This is a genomic window from Acrocarpospora macrocephala, from assembly GCF_009687865.1.
Classification (GTDB): Bacteria; Actinomycetota; Actinomycetes; order Streptosporangiales; family Streptosporangiaceae; genus Acrocarpospora; species Acrocarpospora macrocephala.
The window spans coordinates 44,300-61,980 of record NZ_BLAE01000023.1 but is presented as its reverse complement, the minus strand read 5'-3'; the positions used below and the strand labels follow the sequence as shown (position 1 = coordinate 61,980).

The following is a 17,681-nucleotide window of genomic DNA, read 5'->3' as shown; positions in this document are numbered from 1 at the left end:
GACGGGGCGGCGCCTGCGGTCGTAGCATTTAACCAGACAGCCACTCCGGCTGCGATCAAGACAGCTACGACAGAGACGGCGAGGCGGCGTTTCATGGGGGGAACTCCCGTCGGTGTTTGGTTGTGGGGCCTACATCTTCTCAAGGGGTGCATGTGACCAGTCAAGATTTGGTGGGTCAGCGGATAAAAACAATCCGCCGCCAACGCGGTCTCTCTCAGGCCCAGCTCGCCCATCCCGAATTGTCAGACTCATACGTCTCACTCATCGAGAGTGGTAAGCGTACGCCAACTCCCGCCGTTTTGGAGTTGCTTGCGCAGAAGCTCGACTGTTCGTTGACGTATCTTGTCAACGGTGTCACGGCCGAGCAGATGGAGGAACTCGACCTCGGGCTGCGTTTCGCCCGGATGGCGCTGGAGAACGGCGAGTTCCTCGAGGCACGCCGTCGCTACCGCGAACTGATGGACGACAAGAGCCTCGTCGGTCTGGCCTCGCTCCGCCAGGACGTCCAGTTCGGCTACGCCCGCTCCCTGGAGGCGTGCGCTGAGCTGGACGAGGCGATCGAGATGCTGGACTCCCTGCTCGAGTCCGACACGGAGGCCCAGACCCCCTCTCGCCGGGTGGCGATCGCGGTCGCGCTCTGCCGTTGCTACCGGGAGCGCGGCGACTTCCAAGAAGGTGTCGACGTCGGCGAGCGCATCCTCGGCGAGACCGCCCGCCAGCACTGGAACGACGATCTGGTAGAACTCGGCGCCACCCTGCTCTCGGTCTACTTCTGGCGCGGTGACCTGCTCAGGGCTCGGCAGTTCGCCACCGAGCTCCTGTCGGCCGCCGAGACGCTCGCCTCCCCACGCTCGACTGTCGCCGCCTGTTGGAACGCCGCCGTGACCGCCGAGCACCTCGGCTTCGGCGAGGAGGCTATGTCGCTGATCGAGCGCGCCCTGGCGGTCCAGTCCGAGACCGGCGGCCCCCGTAACCTTGCCCGGCTCCGCGGCGCCTACGCCAAACTGCTGCTCCAGGTGCGCCCCAGCGAGGCCGAGCTCGCTCGCGACATCACGCTGCGCGCGATGAGCGAACTGAAGGAGTCCTCCGCCGGCCTGGGTGACATCATCCACTGCTCGCTCTACCTGGCCAGGTGCGAACTGGCCCTGGGTGATCTGAACGCCGCCCTCGGCTACGCGCAGCAGGCTGTGGACCTGGTCGGCGAGAACAACCGCAGTCTGCACTCCGAGGCACACCTGATGCTCGGCCAGATCTACTTCATGCAGCGCAGGGACCAGGAGTGCACTACGGAGCTTTCGGTGGCCGGGGAGTCGCTCAAGCACCTCTCCGCCACTCGCAAGGTGGCCGAGAGCTGGCATCACGCCGCCGAGACGATGTCCCAGCTGGGCGACCACGATGCCAGTGTGGACGCCTACCAGCGGGCACTCTCGTGCGTCGGACTCTGAGAATGGGACTGGCGAAGTAGGGAGCGAGCGCGTGCGTCGGTAGCCTGGGGGCGTCATGAAGATTTCCCCGCTCCCCGCCGCGCTGGCCTTCCTCGCCATGCTCCTGTCGGGTACCGCTCCGGCGTTCGCGCACACCTCCCTGCGGACCAGCGATCCGCTGCGGGACACCCGGGTGGAGGCGCTCAGGAAGGTGACCCTGGAGTTCACCGAGTCGGTGCGCTTCCCCGTCGTGATCGTCACCGGCCCTGGCGGGCTGCGTTACGAGGACGGCAAGCCCCAGGTGCGCGGTCCCAGGGTCCTCCAGGACGTCGGCCCGCAGTTGCCCGGCGGCGCCTACACGATCGCCTACCGGGTCGTCTCCCGTGATGGCCACCCGATCGAAGGCGAGATCCCTTTCAGGCTCGTGCCACCCCCGTCGCCGGGGGAGACTCCCGCCGCTCCGGTGGCCGCCGCGCCGTCGGCCAGTGCGGAGGCCGGCGTCGAGGCCAGTGTGGAGGCCAGCCCGGAGGCGCAGGTCGCCGAGTCGCCGAGCGTGCCCGGCTGGGTGTGGGTCGTGGTGTTCGGGCTCGCGGGCATCGGCATCGGGATGGCGTTCAGCATGCGGAAGAAGCCGTGAGCATGTTGACGATCATGACGGGGCGGACTGTGATGGCTGGGGCGGTTGCCGTACAGGCCGGAGGCCGGGGATGAACAGAACGGTGCGGTTCGCGATCGCGGGCGTGTGCGCGGCCATCGGGGCCCTGGTGATCGGGATGGTGGCCGGCGGGGCGGCGACGCCGCGGGTCATTCCGGGGCTGCCGGACGAGGGCGCGCTGACCCGGTGGATGGTGCCGCTCTCCAAGCTGTCCATGGACGCGGCGGGTGTGCTGACCGTCGGCCTGCTGCTGATGGCCGCCGCGCTGCTGCCCAGCGACAAGGGGCTGCTCGGGAAGCCGGCGCTGGAGTATGTGAAGGCCGCGTCGTGGGCCGCGCTGGTGTGGGCGGTGGCGGCGGCGTCCACGCTGGTGTTCGGGCTCTCCCAGTCGATGGGCCAGCCGATCGGGGTGATCCTCGGCGGGAACGAGCTCACCAGCTACGCCAGCCAGACCCCGCAGGGCATCGCGCTCACCCTGGTGGTGCTGTTCGCGGTGTCCATCGCGCTGTTCGCGCGCGGCGCGATCACCGTCGGCGCGGCCGGGGGCCTGCTGGTCTTCGCGCTGGTCACGCTGCTGCCCCCGGCGCTGACCGGGCACTCATCCTCCTCGCCCAACCACGGCCTGGCCACCACCTCGGTCGCCTTCCACCTGCTGTTCCTCGCCGTCTGGGTAGGAGGCCTGGGCCTGCTGTGCGTGCACGCGATCAGATCCGCCGACAAGCTCCCCCTGGCCGCCGAACGGTTCTCCCGGATGGCGCTGTGGTGCTTCGCCGGGGTCGGCCTGTCCGGGCTGGCCAGCGTCGTGGCCCGGCTCGCCAGCGTCGACGCCCTCTTCACCTCCGCGTACGGCCTGCTCCTGCTGGCCAAGCTGCTCGCCTTCGGCGTGCTGGGCGTCATCGGCTGGTGGCATCGCGGCCGCACGCTTCCCCAGCTCACCGCCGGCAAGCCGGGCGCCTTCCTGCGCCTGGCGCTCGGAGAGATCATGCTGATGGCGGCCACCGTGGGCGTCGCGGTCGCGCTCGCCCAGACCGCCCCGCCCCCCGTGGACGTGCCCACCGACCGCGCCTTCGATCTGCTCGGCTACCTGGTCCCGCCACCGATCACCCTCGGCAACCTGCTCACCCTGTGGTGGTTCGACCTGTTCTTCGCCGTCATCGCCGCCACCCTGGGCGGTCTGTACGCCGCCGGGCTGGTCCGGCTGTCCCGCCGCGGCGACTCCTGGCCGGTCGGCCGCACCGTGGCCTGGTTCATCGGCGTGGGCATCCTGGTGCTGGCCACCCAGAGCGGCGTGGCCCGCTACGCCCCGGTCCTGTTCAGCGTGCACATGACCGAGCACATGATCCTGTCCATGCTGGTCCCGATCTTCCTGGTCCTGGGCGCCCCCGTCACGCTGGCCCTGCGCGCGCTCAAACCGGCCGCCCGCCGCGGCGACCGCGGCCCCCGCGAATGGCTGACGGTCATCCTGCACAGCCGGGCGATGCGCGTCATCGGCCACCCCGGGATCGCCACCGCCCTGTTCATCGCCTCCACCTACGCCCTCTACTTCACCCCCCTGTTCGCCTCCGCGATGGAGGAGCACCTGGGCCACCTGGCGATGTCGGTCCACTTCCTGCTCACCGGCTGCCTGTTCTTCTGGATCATCGTCGGCGTCGACCCGGCCCCGATCCAGCTCCCCTACGTGGGCCGCCTCATCCTGCTCTTCGTGACCATGCCGTTCCACGCCTTCTTCGGCCTGGCCCTGATGAGCATGGGCACCGTCCTGGCCTCTGACTGGTATGACCAGCTCGGCCGCACCTGGGGCGACACCGCCGTCGCCGACCAGAAACTCGGCGGCGGCATCGCCTGGGCCTTCGGCGAGATCCCCACCCTGATCGTCGTCATCGCCCTCGCCATCCAGTGGTGGCGGGCCGACGACCGCCAGGCCCGCCGCGCCGACCGCCGCGCCGACGCCCGCGCCGCCAAATCCGGCGGCACCGGTGACCCCGAACTGGACGCCTACAACGACTACCTGGCCAAGCTCAACCGCCGCAAACCCAACAAAACCGGCTCCTCCTGATCCGGGGGAGCCGGTCCTGCCGTTCACCGCGGTCCGGTCAGCGCCAGAGCGGGGTCACCGCGGGCTGGGACTCGCGCCAGAGCACGGTGCCCGCCTCGTCGTAGCCGACCAGCTCGAAGCCTTCGGCGTAGATGTCCTTCGTGCGCTGGTGGACGCCGGAGAACAGGCGTACGTCGATGTTCCACGGGTTGGGCCGGGTGGCGGCGGTCGAGGCCGTGCCGTCGGGGGCGATCATGTCCACCCGGGCCGTCCGCGACTCGGTGATGCCGAACCAGTGGGCGCCTCGGTCCTGCATCGACACCGGGTACCGGTCGCCGCCCATGTTCGTCAGCAGGTCCTTCGCCCTGACCAGGTGCTGGCCGATCACGTTGCCGTCGAGCCGCCAGATCAGCGTCTCATCGGGGGTTTTCACGAGGGTGGCCACCAGGTCGTGCGGCAGCGTCGCGGCGGGGCCCACCGGCTCGGCGGTGAACTCTTCGCTCAGGCGGCCGTACTCCTTTTTTCGCTCCGTCACCTGGCCCTGGGCATCGGTGAATTCGAAAGCGTCGATTCTGGTCGTGCGGGGGATGGTCGCGGTCCAGATGGCCCATGGCGTGCCCGCCGGATGTTCGACCTTGCCGGGGATCTTGTCGCCGCCGGCGACGAGCGTGGTGACGGCTGTCACCTCGCTCTTGGTGAGGCCGTAGTACAGCACCTTCTCCGCGATCAGGTTGGTCGAGCCCACGACCGTCGGCATGCTCTCCTCGTCCGGCTCATTGCAGCCGTAGGCGCCTGCGCCGGACCGGGACTGGCTGGCCGTGCAGAAGAGCGTGTCGCCCTTCTCGTTCCTGGCGAACCACAGCAGCATCGCGAGGCCCTCTCCGGGGTCCTGGACGGCCAGCCGGTCACCCAGCGGCGTGAGGTCCTTCATGGCCAGCTCGTAGAGGTCCTGACGCCGGGGAGCGGTCTCGGGCGGCGTCGTGGCGGCGGTGGCGGTGCTGACGTCTCCGCCGGGGCGGTCCCCCGCCACCAGACCCACCGGCACGGCCACCGCGGCGAGGGCCAGGCCCGCGACCACCGCTCGCGCGTGCGTCCTGCGCCGCCGCGAACGGGTGATCAGCTGGGCCGCCAGGCCGCTCGGCAGCATCGGCGCGCCTTGGGCCGCGTGCCCGAGTGTCGCGCGCAGCCCGGTTTCGAGTTCGTCGCTCATGAGCGATCTCCATTCGTGGCGGGGCGAAGGTCTACGGCGGAGCGAAGCCTGCTCAGGCCGAGCGAGGCGTGGCTGCGGACGGTGCCCCGGGAGATGCCCAGCAGCTGGGCGATCTCCGGGTCGGTCAGGTCCTCGTAGAAGCGCAGCACGAGCACGGCTCGCTGTTTGCGGGGCAGGCCCGCGAGCGCGTGCCACAGCTCCCGTTCCGAATCGGAGGGCAACGTGTCGAGGACGCCGCGTTCGGGCGGGTCCCAGGCCAGGTGTTCGCGCCGGCGCCGGCGCCATGCGCTGATGTGCAGCCGTGTCATGATCATCCGGCTGTAGCTCACCGGGTCGCGGGTCCGCTGGACCCGGGGCCAGACGCGGTGCAGCCGGATCAGCGCCTCCTGGGTCAGGTCGGCCGCGTCGTGGGGGTTGCCACTCAGCACGAAGCCGTAGCGCAGGAGCGCGTCGCCCGATTCCGCGACGAACTTCGCGAAAAGGTGATCATCATTCACCAGCCGAGCCTCCTTGATCTGTCGCATGGAACACGCGCGAAGGAGGCCGGCTGTTGAATTCCGGCGGCCGGACTACGGCAGGGTCAGGATCTCGTGGCCGGTTTCGGTGACCAGGATGGTGTGCTCGAACTGGGCGGTGCGTTTGCCGTCCTTGGTGACGGCGGTCCAGCGGTCGGGCCAGATCTCGTAGTCGATGGTGCCGAGGGTGAGCATGGGCTCGATGGTGAAGGTCATGCCGGGGACCAGGGTGACGGCCAGGGAGGGGTCGTCGTAGTGGGGGACGATCAGGCCGGAGTGGAAGGAACGGGCGATGCCGTGGCCGGTGAAGTCGCGGACCACGCCGTAGCCGAAACGTTTGGCGTAGGCCTCGATGACGCGGCCGACGATGTTGAGCTGGCGGCCGGGGGCGACGGCCTTGATCGCGCGGTTGGTGGCCTCGCGGGTGCGCTCGACCAGCAGGCGGGACTCCTCGTCCACGTCGCCGACCAGGTAGGTGGCGTCGGTGTCCCCGTGCACGCCGCCGATGTAGGCGGTGATGTCCACGTTGACGATGTCGCCGTCCCGCAGCACCGTGTCGTCGGGGATGCCGTGGCAGATGACCTCGTTGATCGAGGTGCACAGGGACTTCGGGTAGCCGCGGTAGCCCAGGGTGGACGGGTAGGCGTCGTGGTCGCAGAGGAACTCGTGGCCGATCCGGTCGAGTTCGTCGGTGGTGATCCCGGGCGCCACGTGCTTGCCGACTTCGGCCAGGGCCTGCGCCGCGAGCCGGCCCGCGATCCGCATGCGCTCGATGGTCTCCGCGGTCTGCACGTCTGATTCGCCGCGCTTGGGCTCCGGCTTGCCCACATATTCCGGGCGCTCGATGTGGGCGGGAACCTTCCGGGTGGGTGAGATCCGCCCCGGGCGCAGCAGCGTCGTCATGGGGCAAGTCTAGTTGTGCCCTGACGGGGCAAGATGAGGTCGTGAGCGAGCAATGGTGGTTCTGTCTGAAGCACATGCGCGTCGAGCCCGATCAGGGCTGCCCGAACAAGGACCGGATGGGTCCGTACGCCTCGGAGGTGGAGGCGGCGGACGCCCTGAAGACGGCGGCCGAGCGGAACAAGGCGTGGCAGGCCCAGGACCAGGACGATGACGACGACTGATCCTTGACCGGAAATAGGGGACATTCCCATCGGTTAACTGCCAAGCTGGATGGGTGGGGGAGAGCGGGCTGAGCCAGGTGGACGAGCGGGCTCGTCGTTTTTCCGACGCCGAACGACGGGTCGCCGAATTCCTGGTCTCGGCCGGTCACGAGGTGATCGCCGTCGGGGCCGCGGATCCCGGGGCGCGCGGGCGGCTGGGAAACCGCCCCGACGCCCTGGTCGACGGTGTGCCCACCGATTTCGTGGTGCTCGCCACCGGCGACACCGGCGCCGCCGTGGCCATGGCCCTGAGCCGCGCCGCCAGGCACGCCGAGCAGGCCGTGATCGACGCGCGCGGTTCCGGGCTGGCCGTCGTCGCCGCCCATGAGGGCATCCGCCGCTTTCAGGCCGTGCCGCACAGCCGTGACCTGCGCGGCTGGCGGGTGGTCGGGGACGGCTACGACATCAACGCGATGTCCGCGGCGCCCCACGTCTGACCGTGACCATGTCAGGCTCCTTTCGCGTCAGGCTCCTTTCGCGTCAGGCTCCCTTCGCCGCGCGGGCGGCCGCGCGCTTCGCGATGAACTTTCCGATGGCCAGCGCTCCGATGGCGGTCCAGATCACGTTGAGGATCGCGGACGGCCAGGCGCCGTGATACCCGCTGTTGATCGCCAGCGTGAGCGCCCCGCCCAGATTGATCGCCTGGTACGCGACGCCGTCGCCGGACAACCGCGACGAGGAGACCATGCCGTATGCGATCAGCAGGGCAATCGCCCCGGCCGTGCCAAGAATGGTGATAAATGTAGACATTTGTGTCAATCATCTGGGAGTGCAGTGCTGTAGCGCAAGTGAAGAAAACTTAAGTCCAGCGTAAGCTCTACTGTATGGAGATCGACCCCCGCCGGCTGCGCATTCTGCACGAGGTCGCCCGCAGGGGCGGCGTCATGAAGGCCGCCGAAGCCCTGCACCTGACCCCGTCGGCGATCTCCCAGCAGCTCGCCCAGCTGGAACGCGAGGTCGGCATCGCCCTGATCGACCGCTCCCAGCGCCGGATCTCGGTCACCCCGGCCGGGCGGGTGCTCTCCGCCTACGGCGAGCGCATCGAGGAACAGCTCGCCGAGGCCCGGCACGAGCTCAACCGTTTCACCGAACGCCTGGCGGGCCCGGTCACGATCGCCGCCTTCCCCACCGTCATCCGCCACCTGCTCGTCCCCGCCCTGGCCGAGCTGGCCGGCAGCCACCCGCTCATCACCCCCGTGATCCACGAGCTGTACGGTCAGCCCGCCCTCCAGGAACTCCGCCTGGGCGGCGTCGACCTGATGGTCACCGAGCGCGACATGAGCCAGCCCACCCCGGCCCTCCCGTCCATGATCCGCCACCGCCTCTACGACGACGAGTACCGCATCGTCGCCCCGCCGGGCATCGCCCCGCCCGGCGAGGTGTCCGACCTGGCCGATCTGCCCTGGGTGGCGGGTGTCCCGCACCAGGCCTGCGGCCAGGCCCTGGACCGGCTCGCCCAGTTCCACGGTTTCACCCCGCGCCGGGTGCACGTGATCTCGGAGTTCCCGCCCACCCTGGACCTGGTCTCGGCAGGTCACGGGGTCGCGATCGTGCCTTCGCTGGCGCTGCTGGACGTCCCCGAGGGGCATGTCGTGATCACCGGCATCCACGGTGTCGGGTCGCGGCGGATCGAGGCGCTCACCCGCGTGAGCCGTACCAAATCCGGCGAGCCCGACCCCGTGCAGGCCGTGGTCATCGAATCCCTCAGGGAGGCCGCGGCGCGGCTGACCAAGCGGGTCACCGATCTGAGCGACGCCTGAGGTCAGTCGGCGGTCCGCGGCCCGGTCACCCGGTCGGCGAGGCGGGCGAGGCGTTCGCGCAGGGACGCGCGGTGCGGGAGTTCGGCGGCGGCCATGCTGATCAGGTGCTGGGCGCCGTCGAAGGAGAGCGGGGCGCCGATCTCGGGGACGGAGAGGGCGTCGTGGGCCAGGGACGCGAGATCGGGGTCGCCGCCGTCCAGGGCCAGGATGGTGGCGCCGGTTCTGCGGGCGTCGTCGACGCGTTCCAGCAGGGGGACGGGGGCCTGATCCTCGGCCACGACCAAGAGGGTTTCGCCCCGGGTGGCGGCGGTCAGGCGGTCCAGGCCGACGCGAAGGTGGGCGGGGGCGTCCAGGGGAGGGGACCAGCGGAGCAGGGTGGGGGCGAGCTGGCCCAGGCCGGACAGGCGCGCTTCGTCGCTGAGGTGCGCGGTCAGGTGCCAGGGTTCCTCGTCGGGGGTGCCGACCAGGAGCAGGCCGCCGGGGGAGCGGGTGGCGCGGAGCGTGCGGCCGAATTCGCGGGTGCGGGCCACCCAGTCGGTGGAGGCGAGGGCCTCCCGCAGGAATCTGACCGCGGCGGCGTCCATGCGTTCCATCGTGCCCCAGGTCACGGCCGCGCGGCGGGGTTCGGCCACATTGCCGGTGGCACGTGTCACATTTTTCCCGGTCGTGCCCCCTTGACCATGGGCTACTGCCGGGTAACTATCGAGCTCACGGCGCCGTCCACCGAGTAGTGACGCCACGAAGGGCGGCCTCACCATGCACGTTCGAGTCAGATCCGCCGTGCTCGCCATCGGCTCCCTCCTGTTATTAACCGTGGTCCCCGCCCCCGCCTCCGCGGCCGCCCCCGGCGACGTCGTCGAGGCCACTCCGACCACCGTCTACCTCGCGCCGGGCCGGCTGCTGGAAGTTCCCGTCAAGGCCTGGCACCTGCGCTACCGCTCGACCTCCGCGACCGGCGCCGCCACCATCGTGTCCGGCACGCTGCTGGTGCCGAAGGCGTCTTATCCGTTCGGGAAACGTCCCGTCGCCGGGTACGCGGTCGGCACCCACGGCCTCGGCGACCAGTGCGCCCCCTCGCAGGCGATGGCCAACGGGACGGAGCTGGAGCTCGCGTTCATGAGCCTGCTGCTGCTCAAGGGCTGGGCGGTCGCGGTGACCGACTACGAAGGGCTCGGCACGCCGGGCGATCACACGTACATGGCGGGCCGCTCGCAGGGGCAGGCCGTGCTCGACTCGATCCGGGCGGCGACCAGAACCCCGGGCGCGAACCTGGCGGCGGGCGGTCCCGTCGTGATCATGGGCTACTCGCAGGGCGGCTCGTCGGCCGGGTGGGCGGCCCAGCTGCACTCCTCGTACGCCCCTGAGCTCAAACTCAAGGGCGTCGCCGCCGGCGGAGTCCCGGCCGACCTCCAGGCGGTGGCCGACAACGTGGACGGCGGCCCCGACTTCGGCCTGGCCGCGGCGGCGGGCGTCGGCCTGGACGCGGCCTACCCCGAGCTCGCCCTGGAGAGCTACCTCACCCCCGAGGGCGCGGCCCTGTTCGACGACGCCCGCGACGACTGCGTGGACGAGATCAGAGCCAAGCTGGCCGGCCGCCACCTGGCCGACCTGACCACGACCGACGTGATGCACCGCCCCGACTGGCAGGCCAGGCTGGCCGAGAACCGGCTCGGCGCGAGCAAGCCGTCCGTGCCCATGTTCGTCTACCACGGCACCGGGGACGAGATCATCCCGATCGCGGTCAGCCGCACGCTGCGGCGCGAGTACTGCGCCAAGGGCGCCAACGTGCTGTGGACGTCGGTCCCGGCGAGCAGCCACGTGCTGGGCGCGGTCGAGGGCGGCCCGCTCGCGATCGCCTGGCTGGCCTCCCGGGTGCTCGGGCTCCCGGCGATCAGCAACTGCTGAGGGGACGGCTGACAGGTCCCGGTGGGGGGCCTGGCATGATCTAGCCCATGGCTGAGCGGAATGATATTTCGGAACTGACGATCGCGATCCTGGGCGGCACCGGTGACCAGGGCAAGGGCCTGGCGCACCGGTTCGCCCTGGCCGGGCACCGGGTGCTGATCGGCTCGCGCCACGCCGACCGGGCGCACGCGGCCGCCGCCGAGCTGAGCGGCGCGGGACTCGTGGAGGGCGGCGAGAACGCGGCGGTCGCGGCGGCGGCCGACGTGGTGATCGTGGCGGTGCCCTGGGAGGGGCACGCGGCGACCGTGTCGGCCCTGGCCGGGGAGCTGGCCGGGAAGATCGTGGTGGACTGCGTGAACCCGCTCGGTTTCGACAAGCAGGGCGCGTACCCGCTGGCGGTCGAGGAGGGCAGCGCGGCCCAGCAGGCGGCGGCGCTGCTGCCGGAAAGCCGGGTGGTGGCCGCCTTCCACCACGTGTCCGCGGTCCTGCTCCTGGATCCCGCCGTCGCCACCATCGACCTGGACGTCCTGGTCCTGGGCGACGACCGCGAGGCCACGGATCTGGTCCAGGCCCTGGCCGCCCGCATCCCCGGCGTCCGCGGCATCTACGGCGGACGCCTCCGCAACGCCCACCAGATCGAGGCCTTCACCGCCAACCTGATCTCGATCAACCGCCGGTACAAGGCTCACGCCGGGCTCCGCGTCACCGACGTGTGACGGCCAGGGTGGCGGGATCGGTGTTGGAACCGCAGACGATCACGGCCACCCGCTCGCCCGGCGCGGGGGTGTAGGCCCCGCCGCGGAGGGCGGCCAGGGCCGCCGCGCCCGCGTGCTCGACCGCGATGTGGTGCTCGTGCCAGAGCGCGTGGCGGGCTTCGACGATGGCTTCGTCGGAGACCAGGACGCTGGTGACGCGTCCGGCCACGGTCTCGTACGGGATGCGGCCGAGCATGCTCGCGCCGAGGGCGTCCGCGCCGACGCCGCTGACCTCGACGCGGACGGGCTCGCCCGCGGCCAGGGCCCGGTGCAGGGTGGGGATACGTTCCGGTTCCACGGCGATCACCTGGGCCCGGCCGTCCAGACCGGCGACGATTCCGGCCACCAGGCCGCCTCCGCCGACGGCCACCACGACCGTGTCCACCTGGCCGAGCTGGTCCAGGAGTTCCAGGGCCACCGTGCCCTGACCGGCGGCGACGTCGAGCTGGTCGTAGGCGTGGATCTCGACGGCGCCCGTCTCGGCGGCGCGTTTCCAGGAGGCTTCGAGGGCTTCCTGGTAGATCGCCCCGCCGACGACGACCTCCGCGCCCAGGGCGCGCAGGCCCGCGATCTTCACGGGCGCGCACACCTCGGGGACGAAGATCTCCGCGCGTACGCCCAGGCGACGGGCCGCGAAGGCGACCGCGAGGCCGTGGTTGCCGCCGCTGGCCGAGAGTACCCCGGCGGCGGGCGGGGTGGCGCCGAGGAGCCGGTTGAAGGCTCCCCTGACCTTGAAGGAGCCCGCGTGCTGGAGGCATTCCAGCTTGAGCCATCGCCCGGGTTCGACCTCGATGACGGGCGTGCGCAGCACATACCCGCCGATCCGATCTGCCGCCCGCTCCACGTCCGCCCGTGTGACCGCCATCGGGGAACTCTAGTCCAGGGCTTGCGCGATGTCGGCCCAGAGGTCCTCGGCGTGCTCGATGCCGACCGCCACGCGGACGGTTCCCGCGCCGATCCCCGCCTGGGCCAACTGCTCCTCGTCCAGGTGGCGGTGGGAGGTGCTGGCGGGGTGGAGGATCAGGGTTTCGACCCCGCCCAGGGAAGGGGCGAGAAGCGCGAGCCGTACCGAGCTCATGAATTTCTCCCCGGCCGCGCGCCCGCCGAGCAGGTCGAAGGAGAGCACGCCGCTGAAGTCGGGGAGGAGCTTGGCGGCGATCTCGTGGGAGGGGTGGCTCGCCAGGCCGGGCCAGTGCACGGCGGCGACCGCCGGGTGCCCGGCCAGGCGGGTGGCCAGCACGCGGGCGTTGGCGCAGTGGCGTTCCATCCGCAGCGCGAGCGTCTGCATGCCGCGCAGGGTCAGCCAGGCCGCGAACGGGTCGGGGGTGGCGCCGAGCGTGCAGGCGTAGGACCAGATCTTCCGGTAGAGCGCGTCGTCGGCGAAGACCGCCAGGCCGCCGATGATGTCGGCGTGGCCGCCCAGGTACTTGGTGGTCGAGTGCAGGACGATGTCGGCGCCGTGCTCGATCGGGCGGCACAGGATCGGCGAGGCGAAGGTGTTGTCCACCGCCGTGAGGATGCCCGCCTCGCGCGCGGCGGCGCACATCGCGGGCAGGTCCGCGACCTGGGTCATCGGGTTGGCGATGGTCTCCAGGTAGAGCAGCTTGGTCCGCGGCCGGATGGCCGCGCGGACCGCCGCCGGGTCGTGTTCCGGCACGTAGCTGACCTGGATGCCGAACCGCTCGACGAGATCGTCGAGCATGTGCGCGGTGCCGCCGTAGAGCGCGTGCTGCGCGATGACGTGGTCGCCCGGCTGCAGTAACCCGAGCAGCACCATGTTGATCGCGCCCATCCCGGAGGCCGCGGCCACCGCCGCCACGCCTCCTTCGAGGCCGGCGACGGCGTCCTCCAGGGACCGTACGGTCGGGTTGGAGTACCGCGCGTAGACGAACGCGCCGTCCGGGCGGGTCATCCCGTCCGCGAACACCGCGGGATCCTCGAACTCGAATCCCGAGGTCTGGTAGATCGGCACTGAGATCGGCGAACTTCCGGTCAGCACCGGCTTCGGCAGGTGAACAAGCCGCGTTTCCGGTCGAAAAGCACTCATAACGCCAAGGATTACTTGAAACCCCGTCCGATGTCAGATCCAATGGCTCCGAATTGGTCCGCTTCTCGAACCAATGAAGGGGAGTGCGTGGATGGACGTCGAGCGGATCGTCGGGTGGCTGGGGCGCTGGGCGTCCGGGCGGGGGCCGCTGTATCTGCTGCTCGCGATCCGGCTCCGGGCGCTGATCGACGACGGGCTGCTGCCGCCGGGGTCGGCGTTGCCCCCCGACCGGGTGCTGGCGCGGCGGCTGGCGGTCGGCCGGGGGACGGTCGTGGCGGCCTACGACCTGCTGCAGCAGGAAGGGCGGCTGATCCGGCGGCAGGGCAGCGGAACCAGGGTCGCCGAGGCGGAGCTGCCCGCCACCCGGGCGGCGGACGGGGTGTCGAACCCGCTGCTGCTGCACGTGCTCGACCCGCCGGACGGGGTGACGCTGCTGACCTGCGCCGCGCCGATCGAGCCGCCGCCGGAGCTGATCGAGGCGTACCAGGAGGCGATCGCGCGGTTAAGCGGGGTCCGCCACGATATTGGCTACCATCCGGCTGGATATCCGGATCTGCGGCGGGCGCTGGCGGCGTACTACAGCCGCCGCGGCCTGCCCACCGGCCCGGACCAGATCCTGGTCACCAACGGCGGCCAGCAGGCCATCTCGTTGATCACCGCGCTGCTGGTGGCGCCGGGGGACACGGTCAGGATCGAAAGCCCGACCTACCCGAGCGCCATCGAGATCTTCCGCGACGCCGGGGCCTTGCTCTCCCCCTGCGACCTGGCCGAAGCCCACGACCGGGGCGTGCTGTCCCCGCGCGAGCCGGAGGTGGGCAAGCCCGCCCTCGCGTACGTGATCCCGACCGCTCACAACCCGACCGGCCTGATCATGCCCCCGCTGGCCCGGCGCCGCCTGGCCGGATGGGCGGCCGGCGCCGACGTCCCGGTGATCGACGACGAGGTCCCCGCCGAGCTCTGCTTCGACGGCGAGCTGCCCCTCCCCCTCGCCGCGTACGCGAAGGGCGAGCAGCTCATCACCGTCGCTTCCCTCAGCAAGCTGATCTGGGGTGGCATCCGGGTCGGCTGGATTCGCGCCGCCACCCCCGTGATCTCCCGGCTGGCCCGCCTGCGCGCCATCCACGACCTGGGCGGCGATGTCCTCGCCCAACTCGCCGCCGTCGCCCTCCTGAGGGACCTGGACGAGATACGCCAAGCCCGCGTGGCCACCCTCAAACACCGCCACGACCACCTGCGCACCCAGCTCGCCGCTCAGCTCCCCACCTGGTCCCACCAGCCCGCCCTGGGCGGCCAGACCCTGTGGGTACGGCTCCCGCGCGGCGACGCCGGCGCCTTCGCCCAGCTGACGGCCCGCCACGGCGTCGCCGTCCCGCCGGGCCCGTCCTTCGACCCGGCGGGCGAGCACGTGGACCGCCTCCGGCTGCCGTTCGTGCACCCGGAGGCCGAACTCACCGAATCGGTCACCCGGCTCGCCGCCGCCTGGGCCGAGTACGACGGCACCCGCCGCCGCGCCTCGCTCCACCCTTTGGTGGTGTAAGCGCTACGCGAGCACGATCGTCTTGATCTTGACGGGGATCTTCGGCGCGTTGGAGCCGCCGTCGTCGCTGAGGATGTCGCTCTGGGTGGTCTGCACGCCCCCGGCGACGATCTTGTCAACGATTTCCATGCCCTTCACGACCACGCCGAAGGGCGTGTAGGCGGCGGGCAGCTGCGCGGTCTCATTGGCGGTGGAGATCGCGAACTGGCTGCCGTTGGAGTTGGCCGCGTCCCCGCCCTGCGCCATGAAGACCACGCCGCGCACGTACTGCGGGCCGAGGTTCTCATCCGGGAACAGGTAGCCGGGCCCGCCGGTGCCGTCGGTCGGGTTCTTCCCGTCGCCCTTGGCCTGCGGATCGCCGCACTGGAGCATGTCCACGCCGTTGGTCTCGGCGGTGACCAGGCGATGGCAGACGGTGTTGTCGAAGTACTTCTTGCCGGCCAGGAACGCGAAGGAGTTCACCGTGCACGGCGTGTTCTGGGTGAGCTCGATCACGATGTCCCCGTGGTTGGTGCGCATCGTCATGGTCTTGGCGTTCAACGCGGCCTTGGTGGGCTTCTTGGGCGGGAAGCCGACGAAGCGCTCCGGGCTGCCGGTGTCGTCCTTGCGGTAGTCGCAGGTGGCCTTGGCCGGGTTGACCGGCGGCGCGGGGCTCGCCTCCTGGATCTCCGACGGGACCGCGGAGGGGACCGCCGAGGGGGGCAGCGATGAGGGAGCGCCGGACTCGGCCGCGACCGGGGCGGTCGCGTCGGAGCCGCTGCAGGCGGTCACGAGCGCCAGAATCAGACCCAGGCCGAGGACGGCTAAGCGCTTGCTGTCAAACACGGATTTTACCTTCCGCTTATACGATACGTAGCCAATTCGGTGCGCAACGCTAGCGGTGATCTTGTTCGTTCCGTGTAAGCCGTTCGCGCTAAGAGGATGTCCGCGCTAGAGGGACGATCTCGGGTGAATGCTGGGGTAATGGACGCGACCTTCGTGCTGGTGCACAGTCCCTCCGTCGGGCCTTCGACGTGGACGCCGGTCGCCGCCGCGTTACGGGCCCGGGGGCGGGCGGCGGTCGTGCCCTCGCTGGTGGATGTCGGGGTAGGGGCTCCGCCGTACTGGCCGAGGGTGGTGGACGAGGTGGTGGCCTCGGCGCCGCTCGGGCCGCTGGCGATCGTGGCGCACAGCAACGCGGGCCTGTTCGTGCCGCTGGTGGTGGAGGCCCTGCGCGGGCAGATCACGATCTGCCTGTTCGTGGACGCGGCCCTGCCGCCCCGGACCGGCTCCACCCGGGCGGCCGAGCCGGAGCACCTGGTCTTCCTCGGTTCGATGGCCGATCCGGACGGCATCCTGCCGCGCTGGACCGACTGGTGGCCTGAAGAGGCGGTCGCCGAACTGGTGCCCGATGAGGCGGCTCGCCGTCAGATCGTCGCCGAACAGCCGCGGCTTCCGCTGGCGTATTACGACCAGGAGATTCCCGTACCGGCCAAGTGGGATCATGTGCGCGGCGCGTACCTGTGGTTCGGCGAGCCCTACGCGAGGGCCGCCAAGGAGGCCGACGAGCGTGGGTGGCCGGTCACGCGCATCCCGGGCGAGCACCTCCATCAGGTCGTCGCCCCGGACGAGATCGCGGAGTGGCTGATCGGCGCGTCGCAGTAGGCCGTGGCCCAGAGGTGTTCCGGGCCACGGCGCTGCTTGTCAGCTGTAGCTGTGCTCGGCGGTGGGGAACGCGCCGTTGACGACCTCGTCGGCGAAGGTTCGGACCGCGCGGTGCATCTCGCCCGCCAGGTCCGAGTACTTCTTGACGAACTTCGCGGGGTGCTCGGTCAGGCCCATGAGGTCCTGCCAGACGAGGACCTGCGCGTCCGTGCCCGGGCCCGCGCCGATCCCGATGGTGGGGATGGAGAGGGCGGCGGTGACACGGTTGGCCAGGTCGGTGGGGACACATTCGAGGACGAGGGAGAAAGCGCCCGCGTGCTCGAGGGCCTTGGCGTCGGCCATGAGTTCCTCACCGGACTGGCCACGGCCCTGCACGCGATACCCACCGAAGACGTTCACCGACTGGGGGGTGAGGCCGAGGTGGCCCATGACGGGGATGCCGGCCGAGACGAGGGTTTCGATCTGGGGGAGAACCCGGGTGCCGCCCTCCAGTTTGACGGCGTGGGCTCCGGCTTCCTTCATGAACCGGGTCGCCGACTCCAGGGCCTGCTGGGGTGAGGCCTGGTAGGAGCCGAACGGGAGGTCGGCCACGACCATGGCCCGGGACGAACCCCGGACGACGGCGGCCGTGAGGGAGATGAGGTCGTCGACGGTCACCGGGAGCGTCGAGTCGTAACCGAAGACCACCATCGCGGCCGAGTCGCCGACGAGCATGACGGGGATGCCCGCCTCGTCGAAGACCCGCGCGGTCATCGCGTCGTACGCGGTGACCATCGGCCAGCGTTCGCGCCGCGCCTTGGCGGCGCCGATATCGCGGACGGTGACCCTGCGCCCGGCGTTACCGCCATAGAGCGCGCTTACAGAACTAGCAGAGGACATGGCTACCTCCATGGTCTCGTGGCGCCCCAGTGGCGTCCCCGGACAGTCAGATCATTGCATGCCGTCACCAGCGGGGAACACCCCACGCCACCCCAGTAATCCAGTGGCGAACCTGTCGGTGCCGCACGGCACAATGCCATGCGGAGGTAAGT

19 protein-coding genes are annotated in these 17,681 nt (G+C 70.7%); 10 read left to right on the top strand and 9 right to left on the bottom strand.

Annotated features, from left to right (window positions below; translation table 11 throughout):
• The first annotated feature begins 122 nt into the window (after nt 1-122).
• The 3 genes from Amac_RS20840 (at nt 123) to Amac_RS20830 (ending at nt 4,135) form a co-directional block, all read left to right on the top strand.
• A complete protein-coding gene (locus Amac_RS20840) occupies nt 123-1,445 on the top strand; it encodes a helix-turn-helix domain-containing protein (protein WP_307729743.1) in 1,323 nt (440 codons plus the stop codon).
• A gap of 55 nt (nt 1,446-1,500) precedes the next feature.
• Nucleotides 1,501-2,061 carry a copper resistance CopC family protein gene (locus Amac_RS20835; protein WP_155356057.1) on the top strand — a complete coding sequence of 187 codons (561 nt, stop codon included), beginning with the start codon at nt 1,501-1,503 and terminating at the stop codon, nt 2,059-2,061.
• A gap of 70 nt (nt 2,062-2,131) precedes the next feature.
• A complete protein-coding gene (locus Amac_RS20830) occupies nt 2,132-4,135 on the top strand; it encodes a bifunctional copper resistance protein CopD/cytochrome c oxidase assembly protein (protein WP_155356056.1) in 2,004 nt (667 codons plus the stop codon).
• A 37-nt stretch (nt 4,136-4,172) separates the two neighbouring features.
• On the opposite strand, the gene Amac_RS20825 is transcribed toward Amac_RS20830, so the two are convergent.
• From Amac_RS20825 to map, 3 genes are all read right to left on the bottom strand, one after another.
• Complete coding sequence (locus tag Amac_RS20825; RefSeq protein ID WP_155356055.1) at nt 4,173-5,324, bottom strand: hypothetical protein; 1,152 nt, start codon at nt 5,322-5,324, stop codon at nt 4,173-4,175.
• Nucleotides 5,321-5,821 (bottom strand): SigE family RNA polymerase sigma factor, encoded by a 501-nt coding sequence (locus tag Amac_RS20820; RefSeq protein ID WP_246268528.1) that lies wholly within the window; start codon nt 5,819-5,821, stop codon nt 5,321-5,323. The genes Amac_RS20825 and Amac_RS20820 overlap by 4 nt, the downstream gene beginning before the upstream one ends.
• A 72-nt stretch (nt 5,822-5,893) precedes the next feature.
• Nucleotides 5,894-6,742, bottom strand: a complete 849-nt coding sequence (gene map, locus Amac_RS20815; protein ID WP_155356053.1) for a type I methionyl aminopeptidase — start codon at nt 6,740-6,742, stop codon at nt 5,894-5,896.
• A gap of 41 nt (nt 6,743-6,783) precedes the next feature.
• Here map and Amac_RS20810 point away from each other — a divergent pair, with 41 nt between their 5' ends.
• Together Amac_RS20810 and Amac_RS20805 are read left to right on the top strand one after the other, a co-directional pair.
• The gene (locus Amac_RS20810) at nt 6,784-6,963 is read left to right on the top strand and encodes a hypothetical protein (RefSeq protein WP_155356052.1); all 180 of its coding nucleotides are present in this window, start codon (nt 6,784-6,786) and stop codon (nt 6,961-6,963) included.
• Between the two features lie 53 nt (nt 6,964-7,016).
• Entirely contained in the window at nt 7,017-7,439 is a 423-nt protein-coding gene (locus Amac_RS20805; RefSeq protein ID WP_155356051.1) for a CdiA C-terminal domain-containing protein, read from the top strand.
• A 43-nt stretch (nt 7,440-7,482) separates the two neighbouring features.
• Here the strand turns inward: Amac_RS20805 and Amac_RS20800 are convergent, their stop codons facing one another.
• Nucleotides 7,483-7,752 (bottom strand): CBU_0592 family membrane protein, encoded by a 270-nt coding sequence (locus Amac_RS20800; RefSeq protein ID WP_155356050.1) that lies wholly within the window; start codon nt 7,750-7,752, stop codon nt 7,483-7,485.
• A gap of 74 nt (nt 7,753-7,826) precedes the next feature.
• On the opposite strand from Amac_RS20800, the gene Amac_RS20795 reads away from it, so the two are divergent.
• Complete coding sequence (locus Amac_RS20795; protein ID WP_155356049.1) at nt 7,827-8,762, top strand: LysR family transcriptional regulator; 936 nt, start codon at nt 7,827-7,829, stop codon at nt 8,760-8,762.
• Between the two features lie 2 nt (nt 8,763-8,764).
• Here Amac_RS20795 and Amac_RS20790 read toward each other — a convergent pair whose 3' ends face one another.
• The gene (locus Amac_RS20790) at nt 8,765-9,346 is read right to left on the bottom strand and encodes a hypothetical protein (RefSeq protein WP_174900203.1); all 582 of its coding nucleotides are present in this window, start codon (nt 9,344-9,346) and stop codon (nt 8,765-8,767) included.
• A gap of 172 nt (nt 9,347-9,518) precedes the next feature.
• On the opposite strand from Amac_RS20790, the gene Amac_RS20785 reads away from it, so the two are divergent.
• Both Amac_RS20785 and npdG read left to right on the top strand, forming a co-directional pair.
• Nucleotides 9,519-10,667, top strand: coding sequence for a lipase family protein (locus Amac_RS20785; protein WP_218041198.1), 1,149 nt, complete (start codon nt 9,519-9,521; stop codon nt 10,665-10,667).
• 47 nt (nt 10,668-10,714) lie between these two features.
• Complete coding sequence (gene npdG, locus Amac_RS20780) at nt 10,715-11,383, top strand: NADPH-dependent F420 reductase (RefSeq protein ID WP_155356048.1); 669 nt, start codon at nt 10,715-10,717, stop codon at nt 11,381-11,383.
• Here npdG and Amac_RS20775 read toward each other — a convergent pair.
• Complete coding sequence (locus tag Amac_RS20775; RefSeq protein ID WP_155356047.1) at nt 11,370-12,287, bottom strand: threonine/serine dehydratase; 918 nt, start codon at nt 12,285-12,287, stop codon at nt 11,370-11,372. The genes npdG and Amac_RS20775 overlap by 14 nt on opposite strands.
• 9 nt (nt 12,288-12,296) lie before the next feature.
• Entirely contained in the window at nt 12,297-13,469 is a 1,173-nt protein-coding gene (locus Amac_RS20770; RefSeq protein WP_155356046.1) for a trans-sulfuration enzyme family protein, read from the bottom strand.
• Nucleotides 13,470-13,560: 91 nt separating this feature from the next.
• Between Amac_RS20770 and Amac_RS20765 the strand changes: the two genes are divergently transcribed.
• Nucleotides 13,561-15,006, top strand: coding sequence for an aminotransferase-like domain-containing protein (locus tag Amac_RS20765; protein ID WP_246268527.1), 1,446 nt, complete (start codon nt 13,561-13,563; stop codon nt 15,004-15,006).
• Between the two features lie 3 nt (nt 15,007-15,009).
• On the opposite strand, the gene Amac_RS20760 is transcribed toward Amac_RS20765, so the two are convergent.
• The gene (locus Amac_RS20760; protein ID WP_246268526.1) at nt 15,010-15,831 is read right to left on the bottom strand and encodes a peptidylprolyl isomerase; all 822 of its coding nucleotides are present in this window, start codon (nt 15,829-15,831) and stop codon (nt 15,010-15,012) included.
• Between the two features lie 138 nt (nt 15,832-15,969).
• On the opposite strand from Amac_RS20760, the gene Amac_RS20755 reads away from it, so the two are divergent.
• Nucleotides 15,970-16,650, top strand: coding sequence for an alpha/beta hydrolase (locus tag Amac_RS20755; RefSeq protein WP_155356043.1), 681 nt, complete (start codon nt 15,970-15,972; stop codon nt 16,648-16,650).
• A 39-nt stretch (nt 16,651-16,689) separates the two neighbouring features.
• On the opposite strand, the gene panB is transcribed toward Amac_RS20755, so the two are convergent.
• Nucleotides 16,690-17,529: a 3-methyl-2-oxobutanoate hydroxymethyltransferase gene (gene panB / locus Amac_RS20750; protein ID WP_155356042.1), complete on the bottom strand. Its 840-nt coding sequence runs from the start codon at nt 17,527-17,529 to the stop codon at nt 16,690-16,692.
• Nucleotides 17,530-17,681 lie beyond the last annotated feature (152 nt).

Excerpts from the sequence above, each read along its gene's own strand:
- Amac_RS20825 (WP_155356055.1), bottom strand. The coding sequence starts at position 5,324 with ATGAGCGACGAACTCGAAACCGGGCTGCGCGCGACACTCGGGCACGCG.
- Amac_RS20785 (WP_218041198.1), top strand. The coding sequence starts at position 9,519 with ATGCACGTTCGAGTCAGATCCGCCGTGCTCGCCATCGGCTCCCTCCTG.
- Amac_RS20755 (WP_155356043.1), top strand. The coding sequence starts at position 15,970 with ATGGACGCGACCTTCGTGCTGGTGCACAGTCCCTCCGTCGGGCCTTCG.
- Amac_RS20830 (WP_155356056.1), top strand. The coding sequence starts at position 2,132 with ATGAACAGAACGGTGCGGTTCGCGATCGCGGGCGTGTGCGCGGCCATC.
- Amac_RS20800 (WP_155356050.1), bottom strand. The coding sequence starts at position 7,752 with ATGTCTACATTTATCACCATTCTTGGCACGGCCGGGGCGATTGCCCTG.
- Amac_RS20770 (WP_155356046.1), bottom strand. The coding sequence starts at position 13,469 with ATGAGTGCTTTTCGACCGGAAACGCGGCTTGTTCACCTGCCGAAGCCG.
- Amac_RS20795 (WP_155356049.1), top strand. The coding sequence starts at position 7,827 with ATGGAGATCGACCCCCGCCGGCTGCGCATTCTGCACGAGGTCGCCCGC.
- Amac_RS20765 (WP_246268527.1), top strand. The coding sequence starts at position 13,561 with ATGGACGTCGAGCGGATCGTCGGGTGGCTGGGGCGCTGGGCGTCCGGG.
- Amac_RS20775 (WP_155356047.1), bottom strand. The coding sequence starts at position 12,287 with ATGGCGGTCACACGGGCGGACGTGGAGCGGGCGGCAGATCGGATCGGC.
- Amac_RS20835 (WP_155356057.1), top strand. The coding sequence starts at position 1,501 with ATGAAGATTTCCCCGCTCCCCGCCGCGCTGGCCTTCCTCGCCATGCTC.
- map (WP_155356053.1), bottom strand. The coding sequence starts at position 6,742 with ATGACGACGCTGCTGCGCCCGGGGCGGATCTCACCCACCCGGAAGGTT.
- Amac_RS20790 (WP_174900203.1), bottom strand. The coding sequence starts at position 9,346 with ATGGACGCCGCCGCGGTCAGATTCCTGCGGGAGGCCCTCGCCTCCACC.
- npdG (WP_155356048.1), top strand. The coding sequence starts at position 10,715 with ATGGCTGAGCGGAATGATATTTCGGAACTGACGATCGCGATCCTGGGC.
- panB (WP_155356042.1), bottom strand. The coding sequence starts at position 17,529 with ATGTCCTCTGCTAGTTCTGTAAGCGCGCTCTATGGCGGTAACGCCGGG.